Origin of the sequence: Aeromonas sp. S41-2 (assembly GCF_027705845.1) — a bacterium.
Taxonomy (GTDB): domain Bacteria; phylum Pseudomonadota; class Gammaproteobacteria; order Enterobacterales; family Aeromonadaceae; genus Aeromonas; species Aeromonas hydrophila.
The window spans coordinates 152,632-179,305 of record NZ_JAPDCG010000005.1 but is presented as its reverse complement, the minus strand read 5'-3'; the positions used below and the strand labels follow the sequence as shown (position 1 = coordinate 179,305).

Annotated in this window: 27 protein-coding genes; 10 read left to right on the top strand and 17 right to left on the bottom strand. The window is 63.2% G+C overall.

Going from position 1 to position 26,674, the window contains the following annotated elements; genetic code table 11:
• Positions 1 to 28: 28 nt before the first annotated feature.
• The 4 genes from holA to leuS all read right to left on the bottom strand — a co-directional run bounded on the left by holA (position 29) and on the right by leuS (position 4,410).
• Positions 29 to 1,060 carry a DNA polymerase III subunit delta gene (holA, locus tag OKC44_RS13635; RefSeq protein ID WP_270813427.1) on the bottom strand — a complete coding sequence of 344 codons (1,032 nt, stop codon included), beginning with the start codon at positions 1,058 to 1,060 and terminating at the stop codon, positions 29 to 31.
• The gene (locus tag OKC44_RS13630) at positions 1,060 to 1,203 is read right to left on the bottom strand and encodes a hypothetical protein (RefSeq protein ID WP_045789187.1); all 144 of its coding nucleotides are present in this window, start codon (positions 1,201 to 1,203) and stop codon (positions 1,060 to 1,062) included. Before OKC44_RS13630 ends, holA begins: the two co-directional genes overlap by 1 nt.
• Before the next feature lie 27 nt (positions 1,204 to 1,230).
• Complete coding sequence (locus tag OKC44_RS13625) at positions 1,231 to 1,713, bottom strand: LPS-assembly lipoprotein LptE (protein ID WP_016351676.1); 483 nt, start codon at positions 1,711 to 1,713, stop codon at positions 1,231 to 1,233.
• Positions 1,714 to 1,830: 117 nt separating this feature from the next.
• Positions 1,831 to 4,410 (bottom strand): leucine--tRNA ligase, encoded by a 2,580-nt coding sequence (gene leuS / locus OKC44_RS13620; RefSeq protein ID WP_270813425.1) that lies wholly within the window; start codon positions 4,408 to 4,410, stop codon positions 1,831 to 1,833.
• A gap of 145 nt (positions 4,411 to 4,555) precedes the next feature.
• Between leuS and OKC44_RS13615 the strand changes: the two genes are divergently transcribed.
• Complete coding sequence (locus OKC44_RS13615; RefSeq protein ID WP_270813423.1) at positions 4,556 to 5,044, top strand: zinc ribbon-containing protein; 489 nt, start codon at positions 4,556 to 4,558, stop codon at positions 5,042 to 5,044.
• Between the two features lie 215 nt (positions 5,045 to 5,259).
• Here OKC44_RS13615 and lnt read toward each other — a convergent pair whose 3' ends face one another.
• The 5 genes from lnt to miaB form a co-directional block, all read right to left on the bottom strand.
• Positions 5,260 to 6,804 (bottom strand): apolipoprotein N-acyltransferase, encoded by a 1,545-nt coding sequence (gene lnt, locus OKC44_RS13610; RefSeq protein WP_039215572.1) that lies wholly within the window; start codon positions 6,802 to 6,804, stop codon positions 5,260 to 5,262.
• Positions 6,805 to 7,014: 210 nt separating this feature from the next.
• Positions 7,015 to 7,899, bottom strand: coding sequence for a CNNM family magnesium/cobalt transport protein CorC (corC, locus tag OKC44_RS13605; RefSeq protein ID WP_011707019.1), 885 nt, complete (start codon positions 7,897 to 7,899; stop codon positions 7,015 to 7,017).
• A 95-nt stretch (positions 7,900 to 7,994) separates the two neighbouring features.
• Complete coding sequence (gene ybeY / locus OKC44_RS13600) at positions 7,995 to 8,459, bottom strand: rRNA maturation RNase YbeY (protein WP_254201014.1); 465 nt, start codon at positions 8,457 to 8,459, stop codon at positions 7,995 to 7,997.
• On the bottom strand, positions 8,456 to 9,499 hold the full coding sequence (locus tag OKC44_RS13595) for a PhoH family protein (RefSeq protein ID WP_270813411.1): 1,044 nt from the start codon (positions 9,497 to 9,499) through the stop codon (positions 8,456 to 8,458). The genes ybeY and OKC44_RS13595 overlap by 4 nt, the downstream gene beginning before the upstream one ends.
• Before the next feature lie 55 nt (positions 9,500 to 9,554).
• Entirely contained in the window at positions 9,555 to 10,988 is a 1,434-nt protein-coding gene (miaB, locus tag OKC44_RS13590; protein ID WP_011707016.1) for a tRNA (N6-isopentenyl adenosine(37)-C2)-methylthiotransferase MiaB, read from the bottom strand.
• Between the two features lie 267 nt (positions 10,989 to 11,255).
• On the opposite strand from miaB, the gene OKC44_RS13585 reads away from it, so the two are divergent.
• From OKC44_RS13585 to OKC44_RS13570, 4 genes are all read left to right on the top strand, one after another.
• The gene (locus OKC44_RS13585; protein WP_044800580.1) at positions 11,256 to 12,419 is read left to right on the top strand and encodes an FAD-dependent oxidoreductase; all 1,164 of its coding nucleotides are present in this window, start codon (positions 11,256 to 11,258) and stop codon (positions 12,417 to 12,419) included.
• Between the two features lie 33 nt (positions 12,420 to 12,452).
• Positions 12,453 to 13,019 (top strand): isochorismatase family cysteine hydrolase, encoded by a 567-nt coding sequence (locus tag OKC44_RS13580; protein WP_219312178.1) that lies wholly within the window; start codon positions 12,453 to 12,455, stop codon positions 13,017 to 13,019.
• A gap of 116 nt (positions 13,020 to 13,135) precedes the next feature.
• On the top strand, positions 13,136 to 13,780 hold the full coding sequence (locus OKC44_RS13575; protein ID WP_270813406.1) for a cold-shock protein: 645 nt from the start codon (positions 13,136 to 13,138) through the stop codon (positions 13,778 to 13,780).
• Between the two features lie 163 nt (positions 13,781 to 13,943).
• Entirely contained in the window at positions 13,944 to 14,900 is a 957-nt protein-coding gene (locus OKC44_RS13570; RefSeq protein WP_270813404.1) for a diguanylate cyclase domain-containing protein, read from the top strand.
• A gap of 69 nt (positions 14,901 to 14,969) precedes the next feature.
• On the opposite strand, the gene OKC44_RS13565 is transcribed toward OKC44_RS13570, so the two are convergent.
• Positions 14,970 to 15,878: a LysR family transcriptional regulator gene (locus tag OKC44_RS13565; protein WP_270813401.1), complete on the bottom strand. Its 909-nt coding sequence runs from the start codon at positions 15,876 to 15,878 to the stop codon at positions 14,970 to 14,972.
• A gap of 117 nt (positions 15,879 to 15,995) precedes the next feature.
• Between OKC44_RS13565 and OKC44_RS13560 the strand changes: the two genes are divergently transcribed.
• Together OKC44_RS13560 and OKC44_RS13555 are read left to right on the top strand one after the other, a co-directional pair.
• Entirely contained in the window at positions 15,996 to 16,241 is a 246-nt protein-coding gene (locus OKC44_RS13560) for a hypothetical protein (protein ID WP_270813398.1), read from the top strand.
• Positions 16,238 to 16,888, top strand: a complete 651-nt coding sequence (locus OKC44_RS13555; protein WP_270813395.1) for an HAD-IA family hydrolase — start codon at positions 16,238 to 16,240, stop codon at positions 16,886 to 16,888. The genes OKC44_RS13560 and OKC44_RS13555 overlap by 4 nt, the downstream gene beginning before the upstream one ends.
• Positions 16,889 to 16,936: 48 nt before the next feature.
• On the opposite strand, the gene OKC44_RS13550 is transcribed toward OKC44_RS13555, so the two are convergent.
• Positions 16,937 to 17,539 carry a nitroreductase family protein gene (locus OKC44_RS13550; RefSeq protein ID WP_016351664.1) on the bottom strand — a complete coding sequence of 201 codons (603 nt, stop codon included), beginning with the start codon at positions 17,537 to 17,539 and terminating at the stop codon, positions 16,937 to 16,939.
• Positions 17,540 to 17,827: 288 nt separating this feature from the next.
• On the opposite strand from OKC44_RS13550, the gene OKC44_RS13545 reads away from it, so the two are divergent.
• Together OKC44_RS13545 and OKC44_RS13540 are read left to right on the top strand one after the other, a co-directional pair.
• Positions 17,828 to 19,381 carry a sensor domain-containing diguanylate cyclase gene (locus OKC44_RS13545; RefSeq protein ID WP_270813394.1) on the top strand — a complete coding sequence of 518 codons (1,554 nt, stop codon included), beginning with the start codon at positions 17,828 to 17,830 and terminating at the stop codon, positions 19,379 to 19,381.
• A gap of 209 nt (positions 19,382 to 19,590) precedes the next feature.
• Positions 19,591 to 20,061, top strand: a complete 471-nt coding sequence (locus tag OKC44_RS13540) for a YMGG-like glycine zipper-containing protein (RefSeq protein WP_017409236.1) — start codon at positions 19,591 to 19,593, stop codon at positions 20,059 to 20,061.
• Positions 20,062 to 20,121: 60 nt separating this feature from the next.
• Here OKC44_RS13540 and OKC44_RS13535 read toward each other — a convergent pair whose 3' ends face one another.
• The 6 genes from OKC44_RS13535 to OKC44_RS13510 all read right to left on the bottom strand — a co-directional run bounded on the left by OKC44_RS13535 (position 20,122) and on the right by OKC44_RS13510 (position 25,737).
• Positions 20,122 to 21,078, bottom strand: a complete 957-nt coding sequence (locus tag OKC44_RS13535; protein ID WP_011707005.1) for a D-2-hydroxyacid dehydrogenase — start codon at positions 21,076 to 21,078, stop codon at positions 20,122 to 20,124.
• Positions 21,079 to 21,195: 117 nt separating this feature from the next.
• A complete protein-coding gene (locus tag OKC44_RS13530; RefSeq protein ID WP_011707004.1) occupies positions 21,196 to 21,948 on the bottom strand; it encodes a DUF3530 family protein in 753 nt (250 codons plus the stop codon).
• 66 nt (positions 21,949 to 22,014) lie between these two features.
• Positions 22,015 to 22,641 (bottom strand): DUF2238 domain-containing protein, encoded by a 627-nt coding sequence (locus OKC44_RS13525; protein ID WP_270813392.1) that lies wholly within the window; start codon positions 22,639 to 22,641, stop codon positions 22,015 to 22,017.
• 139 nt (positions 22,642 to 22,780) lie between these two features.
• Complete coding sequence (gene efp, locus OKC44_RS13520; RefSeq protein WP_011707002.1) at positions 22,781 to 23,347, bottom strand: elongation factor P; 567 nt, start codon at positions 23,345 to 23,347, stop codon at positions 22,781 to 22,783.
• 43 nt (positions 23,348 to 23,390) lie between these two features.
• On the bottom strand, positions 23,391 to 24,599 hold the full coding sequence (gene earP, locus OKC44_RS13515; protein WP_270813390.1) for an elongation factor P maturation arginine rhamnosyltransferase EarP: 1,209 nt from the start codon (positions 24,597 to 24,599) through the stop codon (positions 23,391 to 23,393).
• A 94-nt stretch (positions 24,600 to 24,693) separates the two neighbouring features.
• Positions 24,694 to 25,737, bottom strand: a complete 1,044-nt coding sequence (locus OKC44_RS13510; protein WP_017409231.1) for a GMP reductase — start codon at positions 25,735 to 25,737, stop codon at positions 24,694 to 24,696.
• Between the two features lie 405 nt (positions 25,738 to 26,142).
• Here OKC44_RS13510 and rloA3 point away from each other — a divergent pair, with 405 nt between their 5' ends.
• A complete protein-coding gene (gene rloA3, locus OKC44_RS13505) occupies positions 26,143 to 26,649 on the top strand; it encodes a retropepsin-like aspartic peptidase RloA3 (protein WP_270813388.1) in 507 nt (168 codons plus the stop codon).
• Positions 26,650 to 26,674: the final 25 nt, after the last annotated feature.

Genomic DNA, 26,674 nt, shown 5'->3' with positions numbered 1-26,674 from the left:
GTGACGGCCGGGATGTCGACGGGCTGGATCATGCGTCAGATCCCGCCAGCGGCAAGGGGGTGCCATCGCGAAAACCGAGGGCGAGGGTCTGCAACATCAGCCAGGCCTGCTCGGTATCGAAGCGACGCTGGGCGTCGTCGAGCCTGGCCATCAGCTGCCACAACTGTTGCAGCTTGGCGAAGGGCAGCCGGGTCAGCGCCTGTTGAATGAGCTGCTGGCGGCTCTGCCAGATGCGCAGGCGGGAGAAGTGCTCCACCAGCGGCTGACCGGCCCTGGCCGCCAGCGCCAGCTCGGTGAGCTGCTCCAGCTCGCGGCACAGGGCCCAGGCCAGCATGCCGGGTTCGGTACCCTCGGCGCGCAGGGCCAGCAGGATGCGCTGGGCCCGGTTCACCTTCCCTTCCAGCAGGGTGTCGATGAGCTGGAACGGGGTGAAGTGGGCGTAGCGGATGATGGTCTCCTGCAGATAGGCGACGCTGATGGGCTGGGGCGGCGAGAGCAGGGTCAGCTTCTCTATCTCCTGGCTGGCGGCCAGCAGGTTGCCCTCGTAGGAGTGGCACATGAAGTTGACCGCATCCGGTAGCGCCTTCAGCCCGAAGCGCTGGAAGCGGGCGCTCATCCAGCGCGGAAAGAAGCGGGGCTCGGGGTGATTGACCGGCACATAGGTGCCGCTCTGGCTCAGCTTGTCGAACCAGGCTGCCTTCATCTGGGTCTGGTTGAGGCGATTACCGCTCAGCACCAGCAGCAGGTCGGGGTGCAGCTGTTTGCCGATCTCGCTGATGCGGGCGGCCAACTCCTTGTCGACCTTGGCCGGCAGCTCCAGCTCGATGATCTGGCGGGCCGAGAACAGGCTCATGGCCTGGCAGGCATCGTAGACCTGATTCCAGTCCAGTCCCTGCTCCACCACGAAGCTGTGGCGCTCATCGAAGCCCTGTTTGCGCGCCACCTGGCGCACGGCATCGATGGCCTCCAGCTTGAGCAGGGGCTCGTCCCCAAAAATGAGATAGCAGGGCTTGAGCCCTGCTTTGAGATGGTCCGCGAGTTGTTCAGGGTAAATCCGCATCAGAACCTGGCCTGGTTGAGGGGGAAGGATGCACGGTCGATGGCTTGCTCATTCTTGAACAGGGGATCGTCCCCAAAAATGAGATAGCAGGGCTTGAGCCCTGCTTTGAGGTGATCCGCAAACTGCTCGGGATAGACTCTCATCAACGTACTCTCATCAAGATACGTGCATCAGAACTTGACCTGGCTGAGCTGGCGGATCACCAGGTTGGCGGCCTGCTCCTGCATCTCCTTGCCAAGCTGCTCCTGCTCGCGGGAGGAGGCGAGCGCCGCGTCCGGCTTGTTCAGGAAACTGCGGTTGAAGGCGATGGGGAAGACCTGGGTCGGTTTGCCCGGCATGGAGACGGTGAACTGGGTGTTGTAGCCCAGCACGTATTCACGGGCCTGGCCGATGGAGTCGACGGAGGCGACCTGGCTGGTGCTGCCGACGCCGGACAGGGTCAGCACCGGGATGCCCTCCTTGTCGGCGAGCTGCACACCGGCCGCCTTGAGGCGGGTGGTGACTAGCCGATAGAAATCGCTCTTGTTGTCACCGACCACCTTCATGGTCATCAACTCGGGCGGGATGGCGGTGCCGCGCATCTGAAAACCGCAGGCCTGCAGCAGCAGACCGGTCAGCAGTATGGTCAGCCAGCGAGTGAGGGTGGTGCCCATAGAAAATCCTCTTTGCATGAAGTGAAGAGCGGCGGGCGCAGGGCCCGCCGTTATCATCCGTTTGCTGTTACCGCCTGGCAACCAGACGGTCAGTCTGTATGGCCAGGCGGTATGGCATCAGTTGGCCACGATGTTGAGCAGTTTGCCCGGCACGTAGATCACCTTGCGCACGGTCAGGCCGTCGGTGAACTTCTGTACCGAGGCATCGGCCATGGCCAGCTTCTCGACGTCGGCCTGGCTGATCTCGGCCGGCACGGTCAGCTTGCCGCGCATCTTGCCGTTGATCTGTACCACCACCAGCTTCTCGGTCTCGACCATGGCCGCTTCGTCGGCCACCGGCCAGGTGGCGTGATCCACGTCGTCGCCCTTGCCCAGCATCTTCCACAGCTCGAAGCCGATGTGCGGGGTGATGGGGTAGAGCATGACCACGACCGCTTCCAGCGCTTCCTGCATCAGGGCGCGATCCTGCTCGTCGCTGCCCAGCTTGGCCAGGTTGTTCATCAGCTCCATGATGGCGGCGATGGCGGTGTTGAAGGTCTGACGGCGACCCACGTCGTCGCTCACCTTGGCGATGGTCTTGTGCAGCTCGCGGCGCACGGCCTTCTGGTCGCCGCTGAGTGCCGCCACATTCAGTGCGGGAGCTACGCCGGCACTGACATGCTCGAAGGTGATGCGCCACAGACGGCGCAGGAAGCGCTGGGCACCCTCGACGCCGGAGTCGGACCACTCCAGGGTCATCTCGGCGGGCGAGGCGAACATCATGAACAGACGCACGGTATCGGCGCCGTAACGCTCCACCATCAGCTGCGGGTCGATGCCGTTGTTCTTGGACTTGGACATCTTGGTCATGCCGGAGTGAATCACTTCACGGCCTTCGTTGTCGACGGCCTTGGTGATGCGGCCTTTCTCGTCACGCTCCACCTTGACGTCGGTCGGGCTGACCCAGACGTTGCCGCCCTTCTCGTCTTTGTAGTAGAAGGCGTCGGCCAGCACCATGCCCTGGCAGAGCAGGCGCTTGAACGGCTCGTCGCTGTTCACGAGGCCAGCGTCACGCAGCAGCTTGTGGAAGAAGCGGGCGTAGAGCAGGTGCATACAGGCGTGCTCGATGCCGCCGATGTACTGATCCACTGGCAGCCAGTGGTTGGCAGCAGCCGGATCCAGCATGCCCTTGTCGTAGTCCGGGGAGCAGTAGCGGGCGTAGTACCAGGAGGACTCCATGAAGGTGTCGAAGGTATCGGTCTCGCGGAACGCTTCCTGACCGTTGTAAGTGGTCTTGGCCCACTCGGCGTCGGCCTTGATCGGGCTCTGGATGCCGTCCATCACCACGTCTTCCGGCAGCAGTACCGGCAGTTGATCTTCCGGGGTCGGCACCACGGTGCCGTCGGCCAGGGTCAGCATCGGGATGGGGGCACCCCAGTAGCGCTGACGGGAGACACCCCAGTCGCGCAGACGGAAGTTGACGGTACGCTTGCCGCAGCCAAGGCTCTCCAGCTTGCTGGCGATGGCATCGAATGCCGGCTGGAACTCGAGGCCATCGAACTCGCCGGAGTTGAACAGCACGCCCTTGTCGGTGTAGGCGGCGTCGATCACGTTCGGCAGCTCGCCATCGACCGGCTTGATGACCGGCTTGATCTCGAGACCGTACTTGGTGGCGAACTCATGGTCGCGCAGGTCGTGGCCCGGTACCGCCATCACGGCGCCAGTGCCGTAGTTCATCAGCACGAAGTTGGCGACCCAGACCGGCACCTTGCGGCCATCCAGCGGGTGAATGGCGTAGAGGCCGGTGGCCATGCCCTTCTTCTCCATGGTGGCGAGCTCGGCTTCGGCCACCTTGGTGTTCTTGCACTCTTCGATAAAGGCGGCCAGTTCCGGATTGGTCTGGGCTGCTTGCAGCGCCAGCGGGTGGCCGGCGGCGATACCGACATAGGTCACGCCCATGAAGGTGTCCGGACGGGTGGTGTAGACCTCCAGATGCTCAGTCTGACCCTCGATGGCGAAGCTGATGTTGACCCCTTCGGAGCGGCCAATCCAGTTGCGCTGCATGGTCTTGACCATCTCCGGCCAGCCTTCCAGATTGTCGATATCGTTCAGCAGCTCTTCGGCATAGTCGGTGATCTTGATGAACCACTGGGGGATCTCTTTCTGCTCCACCGGGGTGTCACAGCGCCAGCAGCAGTTGTCCACTACCTGCTCGTTGGCCAGTACGGTCATGTCGTTCGGGCACCAGTTGACGGAGGAGGTCTTCTTGTAGACCAGCCCCTTCTCGTAGAGCTTGGTGAAGAACCACTGCTCCCAGCGGTAGTAGTCCGGCTTGCAGGTGGCCAGCTCGCGATCCCAGTCATAACCCAGACCCAGCATCTTCAGCTGGTTCTTCATGTATTCGATGTTTTCGTAGGTCCAGGGCGCCGGTGCAGTGTTGTTCTTGATGGCGGCGTTTTCCGCCGGCAGGCCGAATGCGTCCCAACCGATGGGTTGCAGCACGTTCTTGCCATTGAGGCGTTGATAACGGGAGATCACATCACCTATGGTGTAGTTGCGAACGTGCCCCATGTGTAGACGACCAGACGGATAGGGGAACATGGAGAGGCAGTAGAACTTTTCCTTGTCTACTTTCTCCACCGCCTTGAAGGTTTTCTTGGCATCCCAGTGCTTTTGCACTGCTGGTTCTATGGATTGGGGAACGTATTGCTCTTGCATTGGTGACATCCGGATCTGTGAAATGGATAGATAAATCAGCTGGGAAATCGCAATAGAATACCCATATCCTGCGGCGGCAACAACCGCCAGCGTCCCTCGGGCCTTAAGCCGGGCCTGATCAGGGTTCAGTAGAGGAGTAACGGCCATGGACAAACGTCAAAAAGGGTACGAAGCCTTCATTGCCGAGCTGCAAAAGCAGTGGCAAGAGACAGAACAGTTCCAGGGGGAGCGCCTCAACCGGATGATCGCCAAGGTGCAGGCCTATCTGGAGGCAGCCGGGGATCTGACCCAGGACGAGCTGGCGCTGATCGCCGAGTATGTGAAGCGGGATCTGGGCAACTATGACGAGGGGCGCAAGGATGAGCAGGTGGAGGAGTCCGCCTTCATGCTGGCGCTCAAAGACACCGCCTGGTCCTGGCTGGCGGACGTGACCGACCGCACTCAGGTGGAGTGGCAGGAGCTGGCGGACGAGCTGGAGCACAAGGGGGGCTACCGGGCCGGCGACTGGGTGGGGCTCGGGGTATTGGTGTGCGATCATTGCGAGTGGCGCCATACCGTGCTGCACCCCGAACAGCTCGGCACTTGTCCCGAGTGCGGGGCCGATGAGTATCACCGTGAGCCGCTCTCCCCCTGAGAACCTGCCCACGCTCTTGCTGCGAGGCCGTGATCAAGGCTCATGTGCTGCTCGGAATCCTCACGTATATCTATACGCTCCGGTTCCTGCGCTGCTCTTCACCTTGCTGACGACCTCTCGTTACAGAGCCTGAACAGGTTTTGATCGGGTATCAGACTGAACAGAAGAGAGGCGCCCTTGGGCGCCTCTCTTATTTATCGGGTTATACGACTGGGTCAGCCCTTGCGCGCCCAGGGGTGGGCGCGGGGGCGCAGCCCCAGTCCCAATGCCAGCAGCAGGGCGGCGATGCCATACATGGGCCAGCTACCAAAGCGCAGGTAGGGGGTCTCGCCGTGGGCGGGACGCACCTCGGTGCGCAGCACGCCGGCCTCAAACTGCGGGATCTGGGCGATGATGCTGCCGTCAGTCTCGGTGACGATGGTGATGCCGGTGTTGGTGTCGCGCAGCAGCGGGCGGGCCAGTTCGAGGGCGCGCATGCGGGCGATCTCCATGTGCTGCCAGGGGCCGATGCTGGTGCCGAACCAGGCGTCGTTGGAGACGGTCAGCAGGAAGTCGGTATCCGGCTGCACGTTGCGGCGAACCTCGTCCGGGAAGATGATCTCGTAGCAGATGGCGGCGGCAAACTTGAGCCCCTTGGCGATCAGGTTCGGTTGCACCTCGTCACCGCGGCTGAAGGAGGACATGGGCAGATTGAAGAAGGGAGCGATGGGACGCAGCAGATCTTCAAGGGGCACGAACTCACCGATGGGCAGCAGGTGGTATTTGTAGTAACGGTTCTTGTGCTGGTAGTAGTAGGACTCCTTGCCTTCCGCATCCTGCACCCCCATGCCGAGCACGGTATTGAAGAAGCGCTGCTGCTCGAGATCGTAGTGGATGATCCCCGCCAGCAGGCCGGTATCGTTCACCTTCATCGCCTTGTCCAGGCTCTCCAGGTAGTTGCCCATCTCCTTCTCGATGGCCGGAATGGCCGATTCCGGCCAGACGATGATGTCGGCGTCCTGGTTCTCGCGGCTGAGATCCTGATACTTGCGCACCGTCGGCACCAGCGCCTCCGGATCCCACTTGAGGGACTGTTCGATGTTGCCCTGCACCAGCGCCACCTTGACCGGTTCACCGCGGGTCACCCAGTTCAGCTGCATCAGCCCCTGGGCGGCGCCCACCAGGGCCACCGGCACCAGCAGCCAGGCCGGCTTGCGGCTCTGCCACAGCAGCCATAGGGCGGAGGCGGTCAACAGTAGTGCCAGGGTGATGCCCTGCACGCCGAGGATGGGGGCAAAGCCCTTGAGTGGCCCGTCAATCTGGCTGTAGCCGAACCAGAGCCAGGGGAAGCCGGTCATCACCCAGCCGCGCAGCCAGTCGGCCATCAGCCAGAGCGCCGGGAAGGCGAGCAGCCAGCGGCTCCAGTGGCGACCGCTGAAGAAGCGGGCGAAGGCCCAGCAGGCCAGGGTCGGGTAGAGCGCCAGATAGGCCGACAGCCCGGCCAGCAGCACGAAAGCCACCGGCAGTGGAATGCCGCCGAACATGGTCATGCTGACGTGGATCCACCACAGCCCCGGCAAAAACAGCCCCATGGCGTAGCCAAAGCCGCGCCAGGCCGCCTGCTTGGGGTTGGCCTTGTCCAGCAGGGCGTAGAGACCGAGCAGGGAGGGGATCACCAGCGGCCAGTAGTTGAAAGGCGAGAAGGCGAGCACGGCGATGGCGCCAGAGGCCATGGCAAACAGGCTGGTCAGGAGTTTTGATTTCACGGGCTGTAATTTCACGGGCGATAAGGCTCGGATTGAACTGCAATGGGTTGAGTGGCCGGTATCTTAACCCGTAAAGGCGGTCAACGGCGAGCCTCCCGGCCGATGGCCCGAAGCGAGGGGATAAAAGGGCGATGACGGGCTCTGTGACCGGGGAGAAGCAGAGGTGGCGTGCGCTCAAACGAACAGCGCCCCGACGGGCGGGGCGCTGTTGGCAAGGACCTGGGCTTATTGTGCCTCGGACTGGGCTGCGACATGGTTGTCGGGGATCTTCACCTGCAGCTGCTGCAGGCGGCGCTTGTCGGCGTGCATCACCTTGAACAGGTAGCCTTCCAGCTCGATCTCCTCGCCCTTCTTGGGCAGGTGGCTGAAGGCGTGCATCACCAGACCGCCCACCGTATCCACCTCTTCATCGCTGAACTGGGTGCCGAAGAAGTCGTTGAAATCTTCGATCTCGGTGAGGGCGCTGACGGCGAACACCCGCTTGCTGATACGGCGGATCTCGTCCGGCTCATCCTCGATGTCGTCGAATTCGTCGTCGATCTCGCCGACGATGAGCTCGAGGATGTCCTCGATGGTCACCAGACCCGAGACGCCGCCGAACTCGTCCACCACGATGGCCATGTGGTAGCGCTCTTCACGAAACTCTTTGAGCAGACGGTCAACCCGCTTGCTCTCGGGGACGATCACCGTGGGACGCAGGATCTTCTCCAGCTGCAGCGGCTCGCTGGCGTGGTGGCCGCCAAACCCGAACGGCAGCAGATCCTTGGCGAGCAAGATGCCCTCCACGTGATCCTTGTCTTCGTTGATCACCGGGAAGCGGGAGTGACCCGACTCGATGATCACCGGCAGGATCTCGTCCACCGGCTGGGATTTCTCGATGGTCACCATCTGGGAGCGGGGGATCATGATGTCGCGCACGCGCAGCTCGGCAATTTCGAGCACGCCCTCGATCATGTCCTTGGTGTCCTGATCGATGAGATCGCGCTCTTCGGCGTCGGCTATCACTTCCACCAAATCGTTGCGGTCTTTTGGCTCGCCCTGGAAGAGTTGGCTGAGTTTGTCGAGCCAGGTTTTCTTCGGCGAGCCGGTACTAGGGTGATCGTCGGTCATTTTCTCTCTTGGTTACTCGTATGAACACACTTGAAATCGTTGTGGCTATATGAGGATGGGCGTCGGCTGTTTCAAGACGATGACCATCCGGTTCTTTACTCTTCGTCGTTCAGGTAAGGATCGGCGAAACCGAGCTCCTGCATGATGTCGCGCTCGAGCGCTTCCATCTCTTCGGCCTCGTCATCCTCGATATGGTCATAACCTAGCAGATGCAGACTGCCGTGCACAACCATGTGGGCCCAGTGGGCCATCAGCGGCTTGTCCTGTTCGGCGGCTTCGTGCTCCACCACCTGGCGGCAGATCACCAGATCGCCGAGCAGCGGCAGCTCCAGGCCGGGTGGGGCCTCGAACGGGAAGGAGAGCACGTTGGTGGGCTTGTCCTTGCCGCGATAGGTGAGGTTGAGCTCGTTGCTCTCCGCCTCGTCGACGATGCGCACCGTCACTTCGGCCTCCTGCTGGAAGCCGAGAATGGTGCCGTCGAGCCAGCCCTGCAGCTGGGCCTCGCTCGGCAGGCCGTCGGTGCTGGCACTGGCTAGTTGCAGATCCAGGGTCACGCTCATTGGGCACTCTCTTTACTGGTGTGGGGGGCGGCTTTATCGGCCGCCTGTCTGGCATCGAACGCCTCGTAGGCCTGCACGATGCGGGCCACTACCGGGTGGCGTACCACGTCCTTGGATTCGAAGAAGTTGAACGACAGGCCGTCGACATCCTGCAGCACTTCCAGCGCGTGGCGCAGACCCGACTTCTGGTTGCGGGGCAGGTCTATCTGGGTGATGTCGCCGGTGACCACCGCCTTTGAGTTGAAGCCGATGCGGGTCAGGAACATCTTCATCTGCTCGGTGGTGGTGTTCTGGGCCTCGTCCAGGATGATAAAGGCGTCATTCAAGGTTCTGCCTCGCATGTAGGCGAGCGGCGCCACCTCAATGATGTTGCGCTCCATCAGCTTCTCCACCCGCTCAAAGCCCAGCATCTCGAACAGGGCGTCGTAGAGCGGGCGCAGGTAGGGATCCACCTTCTGGGAGAGATCGCCAGGCAGGAAGCCGAGCTTCTCGCCCGCTTCCACCGCCGGGCGGGTCAGCAGAATGCGGCGAATTTCCTGACGCTCCAGCGCATCCACCGCCGCCGCCACCGCCAGATAGGTCTTGCCTGTTCCTGCAGGGCCGATGCCAAAGCAAATATCGTGGCGCACGATATTGGCGATGTACTGGGCCTGGTTGGGGCTGCGCGGCTTGATGAGGCCGCGCTTGGTCTTGACCGTCACCTCCTTGCCGTAAGGGATGCTCGGCGTCGGCTCGTCATCCTGCTCCAGCACCCGCGACTCCTGAATGGCCAGATGGACCATGTCGGGGGTGATGTCGGTCACCTTGCCGCCCTTGAGCGGCTGGGTTTCCACATAAAGGTGCTTGAGGATGACGGCGGCCGCCTCCACCTGGGCCTGCTTGCCCAGCAGCTGGAAGTGGTTGTCACGGTAGCTGATCTCGACGCCGAGGCGGCGCTCCAGCTGTTTGACGTTGTCATCGAACGGACCGCACAGACTGGCGAGACGCTGGTTGTCGGCGGGTTCCAGATGCAGATTCAGGGTCGAGATGTGTCGGCTCAAAGTGTCCTCGTCTTGACGCGATCCCATCCGGCCGGGGCCGGATGGGGTGAACAGATTAGTGGGGAGTGAAGGCGGCCACGCCCAGCGGGTCCGGTACGTTGTCCGGGCGGCGGGCGAGGATCTCGCTCGGGGCGGTGGCGATGCGCAGGTTCATCTCGTTCTCGCCGCGCAGGAATTTGCCGCGCAGGGAGTTGGGACGCACCTCGGTGATCTCCACGTCGGCAAAGCCGCCGATCAGGGTATGCGGGCCCTCGAAGTTGACCACCCGGTTGTTCTCGGTGCGACCGCACAGCTGCATGGGGTCGAGCTTGGAGGGCCCTTCCACCAGGATACGCTGGGTGGAGCCCAGCATGGCGCGGCCAATCTGCATCGACTGGTTGTTGATGACGTGCTGCAGGCGGGTCAGGCGGGCTTTCTTCACCTCCATGTCGACGTCATCGGGCAGATCGGCGGCCGGGGTGCCGGGGCGCGGGCTGTAGATGAAGCTGAAGCTCATGTCGAAGTTGATCTCTTCGATGAGTTTCATGGTGGCCTCGAAATCCTCGTCCGTCTCGTTCGGGAAGCCGACGATGAAGTCGGAACTGATGGTGATGTCGGGACGGGCGGCGCGCAGGCGACGGATCTTGGACTTGTACTCCAGCACGGTGTGCGGGCGCTTCATCATGGTCAGGATGCGGTCGGAGCCACTCTGCACCGGCAGGTGCAGGAAGCTGACCACTTCCGGGGTGTCCTTGTAGACCTCGATGATGTCGTCGGTGAACTCGATGGGGTGGCTGGTGGTATAGCGAATGCGATCGATGCCGTCGATGGCGGCCACCAGCCGCAGCAGCTCGGCGAAGGTGCAGATGCCGCCGTCGAAGGTCGGGCCCCGATAGGCGTTGACGTTCTGGCCGAGCAGGTTCACTTCGCGCACGCCCTGCTGGGCGAGCTGGGCGATTTCATAGAGCACGTCGTCCAGCGGTCGGCTCACCTCCTCGCCGCGGGTGTAGGGCACCACGCAGAAGGAGCAGTATTTGGAACAGCCTTCCATGATGGACACGAAGGCGGTCGCCCCTTCGGCGCGCGGCTCGGGCAGGCTGTCGAACTTCTCGATTTCCGGGAAGGCGACGTCTACCTGGGCGCCGCGCCCCTCCTGCACCTGCTTGATCATGGTGGGCAGGCGATGCAGGGTCTGCGGGCCGAAGACGATGTCCACATAGGGGGCGCGAGTGCGGATGTTGTCCCCCTCCTGGGAGGCGACGCAGCCGCCCACGCCGATCACCAGACCGGGTTTGTTTGCCTTGAGCTTCTTCCAGCGTCCCAGCTGGTGAAACACCTTCTCCTGCGCTTTTTCGCGGATGGAGCAGGTGTTGAGCAGCAAAACGTCTGCCTCTTCGGGCTCTTCGGTAAGCGTGTAGCCATTGCTGGCATCCAACAGGTCGGCCATCTTGGACGAGTCGTACTCGTTCATCTGGCAACCCCAGGTTTTGATGTGAAGTTTTTTGCTCATTGCTTCTCTTGACTTGTTTTGAATGCGGCATGGTCAAAGGACCGGGCATTTTACTCCGCAATCCGGAGACTGCCTAGCGAATATCCAGCCGGCCACGGCCGGAGCGCCGCCGGCGGACTTCCTGTCGCCATCGGCTTTCTCCTTGATTTGGCGCACTAATTCTCCACACCCTTCACTGTTTCCCGGCGCCCCTTGCGGTATCATGTGATCATTCGGTCCGGCTGTGTTTTCCCCTTGCCCGGGCTCACCCCTTGCAGGAATCAAGTTATGGAACAGTGTGATATCGCCATCGTCGGGGCCGGCATGGTCGGCGCCGCCACCGCCTGTCTGCTGGCGGCGCAGGGTCTCTCGGTGCGGGTCATCGAGACCCGGCTGCCGGAGCAATACGCCCCCGAGCAGCCGCTGGATCTGCGGGTCTCCGCCATCAGTCAGGCTTCGGTGGCGTTGCTGGAGCAGGCCGGCGCCTGGCAGCACCTGCAGCAGATGCGGCTGTGCCCCTATCGCCGGCTGGAGACCTGGGAGCTGGACGGTTTTGCCACCCGCTTCAATGCCGCCGACCTCGGCCTGCCCCAGCTTGGCTACATCATCGAGAACCGGCTGGTGCAGCTGGCGTTGCTCAGACGCATGGAAGATTTCCCCAACATCCAGACCCACACCCCGGCGGCGGTGACGAGCCTGCGCCAGAGTGCGGACGAGGCGGTGCTGACCCTGGATGATGGCAGCGAGCTGGCCGCTCGCTGGGTGCTGGCGTGCGACGGCGCCGAATCCCACACCCGCAAGCTGGCTGGCATCGGGGTGTCGCGCTTTGAGTACCGCCAGCACTGCATGCTGATCAACATCGACACCGACTTCGAACAGGAAGACATCACCTGGCAGCAGTTTACCCCGAGCGGCCCGCGCGCCTTCCTGCCGCTGCCGGGCCGGCACGGCTCCCTGGTGTGGTATGACAGTCCGGCCCGCATCCGGGCGCTGGCCGCCATGAGCAACGAGGGGTTGGCCGCCGAGGTGCGCCGCCACTTCCCGAGCCGGCTCGGCGGGTTTGCCGTGACGGCCAAGGGGAGTTTCCCGCTGGTGCGCCGCCACGCCAACGACTACCACGCTGGCCGGGTGGTGCTGCTGGGCGATGCCGCCCACACCATCAACCCGCTGGCGGGGCAGGGGGTCAACCTCGGCTTCAAGGACGTGGCCTGCTGGCGCGATCTGCTGCAGGGGGCCGGGGCCGACTGGCATCAGCTGGCGCTGGCCGGGCGCTATGAGCGGCGCCGCCGCCCCGACAACCTGCTGATGCAGTCGGGGATGGATCTCTTCTACGGGGTGTTCAGCAACGAGATAGGCCCGCTCAAGCTGGCGCGCAATCTGGCCCTCAATCTGGCGGACAAGGCGGGCCCGCTCAAGGAGATGGCGCTACGCTATGCGCTGGGGCTGGTTTAAGGCGCGCGGCGCCATCATGAGGGAGCAGGCAGCATGAACAAGGCATTGCTGGTGATCGATTTCATCAACGACATCGCCCACCCGGACGGGCGCATCGCCGCCTCGGCGGCCCATGTGCTGGAACAGGACGCCATCGCGCACGCCAATCAGGCGCTGGCCCATGCCCGTGCCCACGGCTGGCTGGTGGTGCTGATCAAGGTGGGTTTTGACCCGCACTATCTGCTGCAGCCCAAGGGCTCGCCCATGTTTGGCCGGGCTCACCAGTTCGGGGCGCTGTCGCTTGGCGATAGCGGCACCGACTTTCACGCCGACCTCGACGTGCAGCCGGGCGATCTGGTGCTGACCAAGCCCAGAGTCAGCCCCTTCTACGGCACCGCGCTGGAGCCGGCGCTGCGGGCCAACCACATCGAGCACCTCTATCTGTGCGGGGTGAGTACCAGCTGGGCCATTCAGGCGGCGGCGCGGGAGGGGCATGATCGGGATTACGCCATCACCATTCTGGAGGATGCCTGCGCGGCGGCGGATGCCAATGAGCACCATGCCTCGTTGCGGATGCTTGGCCGCATCGCCGAGATCTGCAAGGTGGCTCAGCTGGCCTGATCCCGGCGGCAGTCGGAGCTTGCTCACTGTTTTGACATTTTGTCTGCGGCCCCCTGTCGGGCCGCAGCCATTTTGGGCAACATGAAGCGAGCATCGATGGCCACAAGGATGAGTGCATGCGTTATCAGGGACGGATCGTGCGCTGGAACGAGGCGCGCGGCTTTGGTTTTATCGCCCCCGAGCAGGGGGATGGCGAGCCGAAAGGAGCCGAGCTGTTCGTGCATATCTCGGCGCTACAGTCAGATGGCTCGCTGCCCAAGATTGGCGAGCGGGTCTCCTATCTGCTTGGCAGCGGCCAGGATGGCAAACCCAGGGCCGAGCAGGTGTTCTTTGTGGATCGGCCGCTGTCGCTGGCAGGCACCCAACCAGCGCCCTCTGTGGGCAGGCTGGCTGTGACCGGGGAGCGGCCTCTGCCAGCCAGGGCACGCCCGCGCCCCGCCTATCGGCGCCGCAGCAACTGGCGCGGCAAGCTGATCCCGCTGCTGGTGCTGGCCGGGATCTTCTCCATTTACTCCCGCTTCTCGGCCGAGTCGGTCTCGCCTTCGCCAAGCTCTTCTTTCAGTCAGCAGGCGGCGGACAGCACAGACAGCCCGCAGGCGGCGCCTACTTTCGTCCGTCAGTGCGACGGTCGGCAGTACTGCTCCCAGATGACCTCCTGCGAGGAGGCGACCTGGTTTTTGCAAAACTGCCCCAATACCAAGATGGACGGCAGAGGAAGAGGGAACGGCATTCCATGTGAAAGCCAGTGGTGCGGCCACTAACGAGGGGATGAGGGCGGGTGCAAGTGGTTGATCATCTATCTTTATCTTGCAGGCCGGGGGCAGGCCATGGCCGCCGATGCCCCTTCGTCATGGACGGAACGCCGGCATTACGCTGGTGGCTGCGGCAGGTACGGTGCGTCGTTGTTGGGTGAGGAGCAGGGTCATGGCGGACTATTTTCAGGGATCACTGTTTCACTTCTCCGATCGGGCGCAATACCTGTCTGCATTGCTCAATTCGCTGGAGGAGCAGATCTCGGTGATCGATCGGGATGGCGTCATCCACTACACCAACCTCGCCTGGAATAGTTTCGCCGAACAGAACGGCATGCCGAAGGGGTACGACTGGCTGGGCGTCAACTATCTGAGGGTGTGCGACAACTCGGTGGAGCCGCTGGCCCAGATGGCGGCCGAAGGGATCCGGCGGGTATTGCGCCACGAACAGCAGCACTTTCATCTGGAGTACCCCTGTCACAGCCCGGATACCCAGCGCTGGTTCATGATGCGGGTCTCCGCCATCCCTGGTATCGAGGTCGAGTTCTACACCATCAGCCACGTCAACGTCACCGAGCGCAAGCTGCAGGAGCTGGACATGGCCTACCTCTCCCTGCACGACCCGCTGACCGGGCTGGCGAACCGGCGGCTGTTCAACAGCTTTCTGCACAACGAGTGGCGGCGCAGCATGCGCGAACAGACCCCCATCTCCTTCATCATGCTGGATCTGGACAACTTCAAGCTGTGCAACGACCACTTCGGCCATCAGGTCGGGGACGGTTTCTTGCAGCAGGTGGGTCAGCTGCTGAGTACCTTCTGCCAGCGGGCCACCGATCTGCCGTGCCGCTTCGGCGGCGACGAATTTGCCCTGATCCTCGGCAACACCGGGGACGAGGCCGCCTCCCGCATGGGGGAGGCCATTCGCGTCGGCATCAGCGAGCTGCTGATCCCGGGGGCGGATGGACTTAGACTCAGCGCCAGCGTCGGCATCGCCACCCTGTTGCCGCAGCAGGCCCGCGTCTCGGAAGAGGAGCTGCTGACCGCCGCCGACATGGCGCTCTATCTGGCCAAGCAGGGGGGCAAGAATCGCTGCCACTGCGTCAGCTGCAGCGCGCTGCCGGCCGCCTGATACTCGATTGCCTCACCCCTGTGGCGATTCCTCGCTTGCCCCTGATATCGACGCCCTGAACCTATCGCATCAGCGACCCGGTAGGGCTGGCTGCGGCGCCGGATGGGCATTGATGACCAGCTGCACGAAGCGATCGCGGATGGGATCGGCGAATTCCGGGTTCCACACCAGGCTTATCTCCCACTCGGAGCAGGGGCCGGACAAGGGGTAGAGGGTGACGTCCGGGCCGGCGATGAAGCTGACGCTGCGCGGCAGGATGGCGTTGCCGATGCCGGCGGCCACCAGTGCCACCAGGGTCTGGATATCCTCCGCCTCCTGGATCATGCCGGTCAGCCGGTTGGCGCCGAGGAAGCCGGCGATCTGCTGGCTGAGGCCGGGGCAGCGGTGGCCGACCATCTGCAGCAAGGGCTGGCTGGCCAGGGCCTGCTCCACATCGAAGGCGGCCGGATCCGGCTGCGTCATCAGGGTCGGCACCGCCAGCACCAGCCGATCGGTCAGCAGTCTGTGCTCCTGCAACTGTGGCGCCTGGGGTCGGCGCATGAAGCCGAGCTGCAGCTGGCCCGACAGCAGCCGCTCCTGCTGGATGGCGGAGGTCATGTCCTGCAGATGCACCATCACCTCGGGCACCTGCTGCTTGAAGCTGGCCACCAGTGCCGGTGCCAGCGCGAAGCTCGACAGGCCGAAACCAATCTTGAGGCGCCCGGCGATGCCGCTGGCCAACGCCATGGCATGGCGCTCAAAGCCCTTGCCGTGTTCGACCAGGGCGCTCGCCTGGGTGAGCAGCTGGGCGCCGATGGCGGTCAGCTCGGCGCCGTGGCGACCCCGGTTGAACAGGGTACTGCCGAGGGTCTGCTCCAGCCCCTGGATCTGCTTGGTGAGCGCTGGCTGGGTGATGAACAGCCGGTTGGCGGCCTCCCGGTAGTTGGCGGTGTCGGCCAGGGTGACGAATGCCTGCAGTTGCTTCAGATCGAATTTCATTCCATGTGGTTATCTAAAGTGGCCATTTTGTGATTATAAATTATCTAACCGCCTTGTTCTAATGGTCTGGTAGCGGGCCCCATTGGCCCCATCCGAACCGTCACAAGGAGTCATCTCATGCCTGCCGAACGCTATCTGTTTTTGATCAAGGGAACCCTGGTGCTGGCCCAGCCGCTGGCTGCGCCGGAGACGGGAGAGCTGCTTACCAGCTTGCTGCATCAGGGCTTTGCGGTCGGCCCCTTGCAAGTCTGGGCGAGCAATGCCGAACAGGCGCTGGCCTGCTATGAACAGGCGGCCCAGCGGCGGGCCTTCGGCGACATTCTGGCGGGGAGCGAACCCGGCCTGGCAGGGGTCGGTTCATGAGTCGGCTTGTGCTGCGGGCCAGCGCCCTGCTGCTGGACATGGATGGCACCCTAGTGCACTCCACCGGCGAAGTGGAGACGGTATGGCGGCTCTGGTGTCGCCGTCATCAGCTGGCGCCCGAGCCGGTGCTGGCCATGTGCCACGGGGTGCGCTCGCGAGAGGTGCTCCGTGCCCTGGCCCCGCAACTGGACATGGCGCAGGAGGTGGCCCTGCTCGATGAGCTGGAGATCAACCACACCGGCCAGGCGGAGGCCATCGCCGGGGCCCGGACTCTGCTGGCAGGTTTGCCGAGCGAGCGCTGGGCGCTGGTGACCTCCGCCAGTCAGCGGGTGGCCCGTCATCGGTTGCACAGCGCCGCTCTGCCGTTGCCCACCCTGCTGGTGGGGGCCGAGGATGTGATGCATGGCAAGCCGGATCCCGAGCCCTATCTGCTGGCGGCCGAGCGTCTGGGGCTGGCGGCGGCCGATTGCCTGGTGTTCGAGGATGCGTCGGCCGGTATCATCAGTGCGCTGCGGGCGGGTTGCCGCGTGGTACAGGTGGGGGGCAGGCAGCGGCTGGATCCGAACATCAGTGCCCTGATCCAGGACTGGCGCCAGGTGAGCGTGGTGGAGGAGGTGTCGGGTCTGCAGCTGACGCTGCTGGCCTGACAACAAAAAGCCCCCGTCGAGCGGGGGCTTGGGTGGTGGGCGACACGCTTATTTGAACACGCGAAAACGCGCGGCGTCGTCCATGAAGGTCTTGTCACCGGCCGGTTGCTTGATGCTGCCAAAGGGCATCTGGGCGCGCAGCAGCCAGCTGGCGGGCAGGTTCCACTCCTTGTGTACCGCCTGGTCTATGAGCGGGTTGTAGTGCTGCAGGGATGCGCCGATCTTCTCCTGGGCCAGGGTGGTCCAGACTGCAAACTGGGCGATGCCGGTGGCATGTTCCGACCAGATGGGGAAGTTGTCGGCGTAGAGGGCGAATTTTTGCTGCAGATCCTTGATGACGTCGGTGTCCTCGAAGAAGAGCACGGTGCCGAAACCTGCGCGGAAACTGCCGTCCACCTTGGCTTCGCTCTGGGGATAGGCTTCCGGCGGCACTATCTTCTTCAGCTCCGCCTTGACGATGTCCCACAGCTTGTGGTGCTGGGCGCCAAACAGGATGACGGCGCGGGAGCTCTGGGAGTTGAACGAGGAGGGGCTGTGCTTGATGGCATCCTGGATGAGAGTGGTCAGCTGCTCCGGCGTATGGGAAACCTGGTCACCCAGGGCATAGATGGTACGACGTACTTTGATCTGTTCGATAAACGGACTGCTCATAACATCTCCTTTGTTTGACAGGGAATCGTCTTCGGTGGTCCTTGGCAAGGCCATCCGGCTCCGATTGTTCAAGCTATAGACTATAACACCCCCTTCCTGGTTAGCCGTCAACGCACAGTGGTCACTGTTTTTACTTTTTGTTGATATACATATCCACGGCATGGATGAGCAGTATCACGTTTATATGTTTTTTGTCAGTTAGCCGGAGGGTGGCTGATTTTAATCAATGAATGATTCTGTTCGGCCGCCATAGAATCCTCGCATTACAGAATTTTTTGCGGGGTGTTGATGATCCAATGGTTGATTAGTCGGCGTTACTACCTGTTGACCTCGTTGACCCTGCTGCTGGGCACCCTGGTGCTGGTGGTGACCCTGGCCCTGGCGACGGCCAGCTATCTGCGCAGCATCGACAAGACGGTGGCCGGCTACGGCCACATGCTCTCCTCCCTCGATGCGGCCCTGATCCACGAGCTGGTGCTGGCCAACCAGCGTCAGCTGGCGGTGCTGGAGGCGTCGCTGGACAAGGCCGCCATCGCCCGCGGCGAGCCGGCCGACAACCCGCTCTGGGCCATTGCCCACCAGATCAAGCGCGACAGCCACTACATCTACTTCTACAACCCGCAGACGGACCGCATCAGCAGCTACCCGGCCTGGCAGCAGCCGGCCGAGTATCGTGCCGCCAGCCGGCCCTGGTATCGGGCGCTGTCGATGCCGGGCGATGACCTCATCTGGTTGGGTCCCTATCAGGAGTACGGCTCGGACAAGCAGATCCTGACCCTGATCAAGCGGGTAAAGTGGCTGGATGGTCAGCTGCTCGGCCTGCTGATGGTCGACATGTCGTTCAACGCCATCCAGCAGGCACTGCAGCGGGCCATGGGCCGCAACCAGGCGGCCATCTACATCAGCTCGCGGGGGGGAGATCAGCTGGTGGTGGGCTGCAACATGGCGCTCTATCAGCCGCCGGTGACCACGGCGGGTGTGGTGGGCAGCGGACTGGAGGTGATCTGGCATGGCCGCCATCTGCGCCGGGAGCTGGAGGGGATCGACTGGGATCTCAACATCTATCTGCCGCCCGAGCTGTTTCACGACGGCCTCGAGGAGGCCCTGCTGATGGTGGTGCTGCCGCTGCTCTCGCTGTTTGCCATCTGGTTTTGCAGCATCAACTTTCTGGTGCGGGTGTTCAATCAGGAGCAGGCGCTGGTGGCCGGCTCGCTGACCGGCATAGTGCGGGATCCGACCCAGACTCCCTGCCAGCTGAAGACCTGGTTCGTGCACAGCAGCCTGAGCGAGATAGATCAGGTGCGGGCCAGCTTTCTGCAGGGGCAGGATGCCCTGCTGCACGACCCCCTCACCGGCATCATGAACCGGCGGGCCTTCACCCAGCGTCGCAGCGAGCTGGAAGAGAGTGCCACACCCCACTGGCTGCTGCTGTTCGACGTCGACAACTTCAAGCGCATCAATGACAACTGGGGACACACGGTGGGGGACGGCGTGCTCTGCCGGGTGGCCGAGCTGCTGGTGGCGGAGCTGGGCAGTGGCTGCGTCTACCGGATCGGGGGAGACGAGTTCGCCGCCCTGCTGCCCTGGCCGCGCAGCGAGCTGGAGTCCGGGCTGACCCGGCTGCTGGCGCGGGTGCGCAATCAGCAGTGGCGCGAGTTTCGCGAGGCGGTGACCCTGAGCGTGGGCGGCGCTCACAGCCCGGATGACGGTGTGCTGCTGTTCGAGCGGGCCGACGAGTGTCTCTATCGGAGCAAGCGGCTGGGGCGCGATGGCTGGTCTTTGACGGAGAGGACCCGGCAGGAGCAGGGTGCTGACAGATCCTGTCATATGGATAACGGCTAAGCGACCGCTGCTGCTCGGTGGGTCCCGGCACTGCTTGCTGCCCAATTTCCATCTGATGTCATTTACATATTAAAATTCAATGTGTTATGTGTGAATTGGACGACATCGCAGGCGGTGCGGGAGGCGGTGTCGCTCTCCTGCGACAGTGGCGCCCTTTGGCGGGAATCGTATAGTTCGGGGAAATTAATCAGGTTTGACAGGAGTACCCCATGGAGATGAACAAGCGTGGCATGAGCGCCCTGGCCCTGCTGGGCTCACTGCTGCTGGTCAGCGGCGTAGCGCAGGCCTCGGAGACACTCAATACCATCCTCGGTGGCGGTGCGGGTGGCGTGGCCGGCACCATGATCGGCAAGGAGCTGGGCGGTGATACCGGCGCCCTGGTGGGGGCGGCGCTGGGCGGTGCGGCCGGTGGCGCCGCTACGGCCAACAAGGGCAACAAGAATGAAGCGGCGCTCGGTGGCGCCGTCGGGGCCCTCGGTGGTGCGGCCATCGGCAAGAGCGTGGGTGGCAGCACGGGTCAGCTGATCGGGGCTGGCGTCGGCGGGGCCAGCGGCTCCGCCATCGGCGCCAAGACGGGCGATGGCCACAAGAGCAACAACGACCGTTACTACGACGATGAGCACAGGCACCACAAGAAACACAAGAAGCACAAGAAACACAGATGGCATGACGACGATTGATCGCTGCCAGCAATGAGAGAGGGGCCGACAGGCCCCTCTCTTGTTTGGCTCGACCGCCGCTCACACCAGCCGGTGTTGGCGGCGCCCCTCGGCGAAGGCGTTGATGTTGTCGATCAGCTGATCGGCGAGGCGCTGCATCGACTCCTCGCTGGCCCAGGCCACGTGGGGGGTGAGGATGAAGTGAGGGTACTGCAGCGCCTGCATCAGCGGGTGGTCGGGGGGCGGCGGCTCGACGCTCGCCACGTCGAAACCGGCGCCGCCGAGGCGACCGTTGGCCAGTGCCCGCAGCAGGGCCTCCTCGTCCACCAGACCGCCGCGGCCGACGTTGATCAACAGGGCGCCCGGCTTCATCAGCTCGAGCTCCCGCTCGCCAATCAGGTTGCGGGTGTAGGGGGTGAGCGGGCAGTGCAGGCTGATGACATCGGCGCTTTGCAGCAGTTCGTCCAGCGGCAGCCGATCCTCGTCGTGGCTGGCGCCGACCTGGCTCTGGGCGTAGCGCACCTCCATGCCGATCCCCCTGGCCCGCTCGCCGAGGGCCTGACCGAGTGTCCCCTTGCCGATGATGCCGAGCCGCTTGCCGTGCAGATCCGTGATGTGGTGATCGAAGAAGCAGAACTGGCCGCTCTGCTGCCAGCGCCCCTCCAGCAGCGACTGGCGCCAGCAGAAGAGGTTGCGCGCCAGGGCCAGCATCAGCGCCATGGCGTGTTCCGGCACCGAGGGGCCCGAGTAGTTGCGGATGTTGCAGACGCCGACGTTGGCGGCGCGGCACGCCTCCAGATCCACGTTGTCGCTGCCGGTGGCAGCCAGCGCGATGAGTTTCAGGTCCGGCAGCCGGGCCAGCTCGGCGGCGCCGATGCGTACCTTGTTGATGATGGCGATGCTGGCGTCTTTGAGTCGCTCCACCACCTGCTCGGGGGCCGTGCTCGGGTAGCTCTGCCAGTGATGGGGAAAGTCGGGGTGGCGCAGGGTGATGCCGGTATCCAGGGTATCGCTGTCGAGAAACACAATTTGCTGCATGGAGCCTCCTGCCGTTGAGGCGTTCATGATGCCAAACATCGGCGACCGAGGGCCAGTTTGCTGCGCATCAACGGCTTGGCAATCGCGCCGGATGTGAGGCAGGCGGCATTTTTCGGGTCAGAGCCAGCCGAGGTGGGTGAGCCAGCCCTGGATCCGGGTCGGCGTTTCATCCAGCTCCAGCAGGGCGTAGGGGCGGTAGTTGAGCTTGTGGCTGCGGCGGCTCTCGCTTCTGCGTGCCTCGGCGGCCAGCAGCGGCCAGCGTCCGCCATCTTCCTGATAGAGGTCGAGGGTCGGCATGGTGGCCTGGGCGATCTCCTTGGCGAAGATCTGGTTGCTCTGCTGGTCGGGGAAGAAGCCGTCGAGCAGCACCAGCGCATCGGGGGCGGGCAGCTGTTCGCTGGCGATGAGGTTGGTGGCCCAGGCGGCGCCGGTGCCTTGCGCCAGAATCAGCTTGAAGCCCCCCTCCTGCAGCTTGGCATCTCCCAGCTTGCTGATGCGGGTGGCGAACTGCTTGCGAAAGTCGTCGATGGCCTGCTGCTTTTTCTCGGCGGCGGGGTCCAGTTCGGTCTGCTGGGGCGAGGGGAGCAGCAGCAGGGTGTCGAAGCCGAGCCGGCCGAGGGCCCGGGTCAGCTGCCACAGCTGGCCGCTGCGCTGCCAGTCGGGCAAGAGGATGGCCAGCCCCACATAGCTGTCGCTATCGTGCTTGGCGAACAGCACTGTCTGCTTGTCGATCTGGGTGCTGTTGGGCAGCCCCTGCCAGTCGTTGTTCTGCCAGTAGTCGAGCGGCGTCAGCGGTGTGCCCTCGCTGGCCTGCAAGGGGTTGCTTGCCAGCAGGGTCAGTAACAGCAGTGATAAGAACAATCTGGCCATAGTGCGCTCCCCGGTTACTCGGGTTAGCGGCACCAGGCCGGTTTTCTGAAGGGGGAAGTGGCAGTGCTAGGGTGACGGCCGCTCGGGGCTGGCGAGCCCGGCCAGCTTGCGGTCGTGCAGGGAGGAGAGCAGCAGCAGGGCACTGACGGCGCCAATCAGGGCGAAGAACATGTCGGACTGGGTATCCCAGGGGTCGCCCTGGGTGCCGAGAAACTCATCCGCTCCCTGGCCGAGCGCGAGGGCCGCCCCCCACTCGATGAACTCGTAGGTGGCGCTGATGGCGAGCACCACGCAGACCACCAGAAACGCCAGCATGCGCCGGCCCTGCACATAACCTCCGCGCAGCAGGATCTCCCGACACACCAGGGCGGGCACAAAGCCCTGAAAGAAGTGGCCAATCTTGTCATAGGGGTTGCGACTGAGCTCTAACCACTGCTGCAGCTCGAATCCCAGCGGGACGCGGGCGTAGGTATAGGCGCCGCCCAGCATCAGCACCATGGCGTGCAGGGTGATGCACAGATAGAGCAGGCTGGTGAGCGGAAAACGGCGGTGCGTCAGGGCAAGCAGCGGCATGGCGATGAGCACGGGGGCGACTTCCATCAGCCAGGTCGCCCGGTCATAGGGTTGCCAGCCGGAGAGGATCAGCAGTAGCAGGGTCGACAGCAGCAACAGACCTTTATGCAGAGATGTCATGGGGCGCTCCGGAGGATGGCACAAACCAGCTTGCCCATTTAGCCATGTTTGCGCTTCGAATACAGCCGGGCGGCGTTGTGCGCCCATAAAAAAAGCGAGCCAGAGGCTCGCTTTTTCACCATGGATTCAAGGGGTCAACTTAGTTGACGCGACGCTTGAACTCACCGGTGCGGGTATCGATTTCGATCTTGTCGCCGATCTCTACGAAGGCGGCAACGGCCAGCTCGTAGGTAGTGCCCTTCAGACGGGCCGGCTTGGTCACTTTACCGGAGGTGTCGCCACGGGCGGCCGGCTCGGTGTACTCGACTTCGCGAACGATGGTGGTCGGCAGTTCTACGGAGATGGCTTTCTCGTTGTAGAAAGTCACTTCGCAGATGTCTTCCATGCCGTCAACCATGTAGTTCAGGGCGTCACCCAGGTTGTCTTTCTCGACGTCGTACTGGTTGTACTCGGTGTCCATGAAGACATACAGGGGGTCGGAGAAGTAGGAGTAGGTGCACTCTTTACGTTCCAGCTGAACAACTTCCAGCTTGTCGTCGGCCTTGAATACGGTCTCGGTGGCGCTGCCGTTCAGCAGGCCTTTCAGCTTCATCTTGACCACGGCGGAGTTACGGCCGGATTTGTTGAATTCGGCTTTCTGGACCACCATCGGCTCGGTACCGATCATGACGACGTTACCAGCGCGGATTTCCTGTGCGGTTTTCATGTAAAAATTCCTGTTCGTATACGGGCAGATAAAAACTGCCAGATTATATACGGCTTTCTAAAAATTTCACCAGCCGAGTGACGAGATCCCCATCCCTGAGCTGCTTCTGTGACCAAGGTCGCCCATGTTGCAGCCATATCGCGGCGTGTTCCGGCCATTGCGCCCACCAATCGCGACAGTTTTCCCCCTGATTGAGGGCGTGGCTGAAACCGCGCAGCCACTGGCCGGTGGCGGTGGGCAGCTCTGCCAGATAGTGGTCGAGAAAGCCGTCCAGCTTGACCATGTGAGCCTGCTCTTCCTGCGGATAGATGTGCCACAGGAAGGGGCGGGCGGCCCACTGGGCCCGCACGAAGGAGTCCTCCCCGCGCACCAGATTGAGATCGCAGCTCCACAGCAGCCGATCGTAACCGGCCTGATCGGTCATCGGCAGCAGCTTGATGGTGAGGTTGCCCGCCTGCAGCAGCGCGCCTGCCTTGGCCGTCGGAATGGCCGCTGCCAGCCCGGCGCCGGTGAGCACGTCGTTGAGGGAGCGTCCGAGCGGCAGCAGCAGGGTGACGGGCGTGGCGCTCTGGCACCAGCTCTTGACCAGGCTGGTCAGGGCGGGGCTCTCGTAGGTAAAGAGGCTGACCCGCAGCTCGTGCTCTTGCTTGGGCGGCAGGCCGAGGCTGGCCCAGTAGGCGGCAAGCCCGGCTTCATCCTGTTGCCAGCGCTCACGCTCGGCGATGAGGCCGCGCTCGCACAGGAGGCCGCCGGTTCTGGCCGTGAAGCCCGGGAAGAAGAAGTATTTGTTGAGGCTCTGGTTGCCGACCCGCTGGGGCGAGGCGAGGGCGTGGCAATCCTCGACCCAGCTCTCGGCCGAGAGGTATTCGAGGTTGATCCAGCAAGGGGGCTTGGGCTGACTCGCCATCTGCTCGGCCATTCGTTCAATGAAGGGGGCGGGCAGCTGGCAGGCAAAGGCCTCGATCACCACCCTGGCCGGGAGGGTGTCGGCCGGCAGGGTGTCGTGCCAGTGCTGGATATGGATGCCATCGACCCACTGGCTATCCTGCGCGGGGTCGAGCCCCGGGCAGATGCGGGCGAAGCTGGCCAGATCATCCACCCAAAGCCGCACTTGAACCTCATTGCCGTGGGTCGGGAGCGCGCCTTCCTGTTTCAGCTGGCGGGCCAGCCGCCAGGTGACGCCGATGTCGCCGAAGTTGTCCACTACGCAGCAGAAGATATCCCAGTCAAATTGGGGGAGGGGGCTGGTCATGTCAGGGCATCCAGATACAAAAAAACCGGTGCGCAGGGTAGCACACCGGTTGGCTGGCTTCTAACCGTCAGCGCGTGACGGTGGCTGCGGCAGGTTACTCCTTGCCGTAGACGTTGTTCTCTTGCTCGCGTACCCGGATAAAGGTGGTGCGTTTGGTCAGTTCTTTCAGCTGGCTGGCACCGACGTAGGTGCAGGTGGAGCGCACCCCGCCCAGAATGTCACGCACCGTGTTTTCGACCGGGCCGCGATAGGGCAGCAGCACGGTTTTGCCCTCGGAGGCGCGGTATTCGGCGACGCCGCCGGCGTGCTTGTCCATGGCGCTTGAGGAGCTCATGCCGTAGAACTTCATGAAGGGTTCGCCATCCACGTCGACGATTTCGCCGCCACACTCCTCGTGGGCCGCCAGCATGCCGCCCAGCATCACGAAGTCGGCGCCGCCGCCAAACGCCTTGGCCACATCCCCCGGGCAGGTACAGCCGCCGTCACCGACGATCTGACCGCCCAGACCATGGGCCGCATCGGCACACTCGATGATGGCGGAGAGCTGCGGGTAGCCGACGCCGGTCTTGACCCGGGTGGTGCAGACCGAGCCCGGGCCTATGCCGACCTTGACGATGTCGGCGCCGGAGAGGATCAGCTCTTCCACCATCTCGCCGGTGACCACGTTGCCCGCCAGGATGACGTGGTTCGGGCAGGCCTCGCGGATCTTGCGCAGAAACTCGACGAAGTGCTGGGAGTAGCCGTTGGCCACATCGACACAGATGAAGCGCAGGGCGCTGGACATGGCCAGGATCTGGCGGGTCTTGGTGAAGTCATCCTCGGAGGTGCCGGTAGAGACCATCACATGACCCAGCAGCGCCGGGTCGGTCTCGTTGACGAAGGTTTGCCACTGCGCAAGGCTGTAGTGCTTGTGTACTGCGGTCATCATCTCGAAGCTGGCCAGGGTACGCGCCATGGCGAAGCTGCCAACGGTATCCATGTTGGCGGCGATGACGGGCACCCCTTGCCATTGGGTCTGGGTGTGCTTGAAGGTGAACTGACGGGTCAGGCTGACTTGGGAACGGCTCTTGAGAGTAGAGCGCTTGGGGCGGAACAGGACATCCTTGAAACCGAGCTTCAAGTCTTCTTCGATACGCATTACGAATTCCTTATTGAGCCTTGTTTGATAGGTCACTTTGCAGTGGCAACTTTTCGGCAGGCGCAAAAAAACCGGTGGTTTTCAGGCCCTCCGGTTTACAACAGTGTAGGCAAAAATCCCGTCGGAACAAGACTGATAATTCACTCAGCGTTGTGGTAGCCTTTGGCGTCACAACCTGAGCGCAGCCTTGGGTTTCATCCAGCCCCGCTCATGTCTCCCCGTTCGTCCACTTGAAAGATCTCGATTGAATCCTGTCTGGCAGGCTGCTGCGTGATCCTGACGTTACGAGCCATGGCCGCGCTGGTGGCGGCGAGGCGGCCACGTTCACCAGTTGACAGCCGCCTTTTCCATCCCCACTCTGGGCTGCTCGGGCCAGCGTCGGCCCTGCCCTGACAAGGAGTGAAGATGTTCGGATTGCGAATGATGCCGCTGCTGTTGCTGGTCGGTCTCGCCCTGCCGGGAGCGGCTCGGGCCGCTGCCGATCCCGCCGTCTATGGCTGGATTGAGAAGGGACTCATCATGCCGAGCGGGGTGGCGGTGAAGATGAAGCTGGATACCGGGGCGCTTACCTCCTCGCTCGATGCGCGGGATCTGCGCCACTTCAAGCGTGACGGCAAGTCCTGGGTGCGCTTTACCCTGCAGGTGACCGATGCCAATACCGACCGGCAGGTGAGCCAGACCCTGGAGCGGCCGGTGGAGCACATGGTGACGGTGCTTGGCGCCGGCGGCATGGAGCAGCGCCCCACGGTCACCATGTCCATCTGCCTGGGCGACAAGGTGTATGAGGAGTGGTTCACCCTGCGGGATCGCAGCAAGATGATCTATCCGGTGCTGTTGGGGCGCCGCCTGCTGGCGGATCTCGGCGCGGTGGATTCGAGTCGCACCTTCACGGTGCAGCCGAGCTGCCGCTGAGGGAAGTGAACGATATAAAAAAACG